Here is a 916-nt window from a genome sequence, read left to right on the forward strand (position 1 = left end):
CCTCTGCCGGCCTGCGCCGGTCAGATCGCTTTGGCGGTCACTGCGTCCATCAGACGGCGGCCGCGGCAGTCAGCGGGTCGGGACGTCGGTACGTCCCGCCCTTGTTCAGAAGCGCCCAGATGATCCGCGCCGTCTTGTTGGCCTGCGCGACCGCGGCAACCTTGAAGGGCCGTGTGGCGAGAAGCGCCTTCAGCCACGGCCGCGCCCGAGCGTCGTTTCGGACAACCCGCAAGACGGCCGTCGCCCCGACAACGAGCAGAGAGCGGAGTTCCGGATTTCCCATCTTCGATATTCGTCCCAGCCGCTCTTTGCCTCCGCTTGAATGAGGCCGCGGCGTCAATCCCAGCCAGGCGGCAAAGTGGCGAGCCGACTTGAACCCGCCGGGATCCGGCACGAGCGCCTTGATGGTCGCCGCCGTGATGGCGCCGACGCCAGGTATCGTGGTCAACCGACGCATGTCCTCGTCGTGCTTGGTCTCCACAACAATCGCGCGCTCGAGTCTCTCGATTTGGTCGGCTGAAGCTTCAATCTCGTCGGCAATAGCCCTCAGCGCGAAGCGCGCTGCTGCGGGCAGGCGAGCATCTGTCTCATCCCGTATGATTGCGACCAGCGCCTCAACCTTTGCCAGGCCAGCGGTGGCGATGATGCCCAATTCGGCCAGATGCGCGCGCCACGCGTTGGCCGCCTGCGTTCGCTGCCGCACTAGAAGGGTGCGGGTCTTCAGCACCATCGCGGCAGCCTGTTGCTCGGCCGTCTTGATCGGGACGAAGCGCATGGTCTTGCGGGTCACCGCTTCGCTGATGGCCTCTGCGTCCGCCGCATCCGTTTTGCCTCGCTTTACGAAGGGTTTGACATAAGCCGGCGGAATGAGCCGCACCTCATGACCGAGAGCTGCGATCTCGCGCGCCCAATAGGG

1 protein-coding gene is annotated in these 916 nt (G+C 65.3%); it reads right to left on the bottom strand.

The features are described from left to right. Positions 1 to 49: 49 nt before the first annotated feature. The coding region (locus HZZ13_RS36320) for an IS110 family RNA-guided transposase (RefSeq protein WP_197964212.1) at positions 50 to 916 on the bottom strand (867 nt) is incomplete at its 5' end.

Origin of the sequence: Bradyrhizobium agreste (assembly GCF_016031625.1) — a bacterium.
GTDB classification, from domain to species: domain Bacteria; phylum Pseudomonadota; class Alphaproteobacteria; order Rhizobiales; family Xanthobacteraceae; genus Bradyrhizobium; species Bradyrhizobium agreste.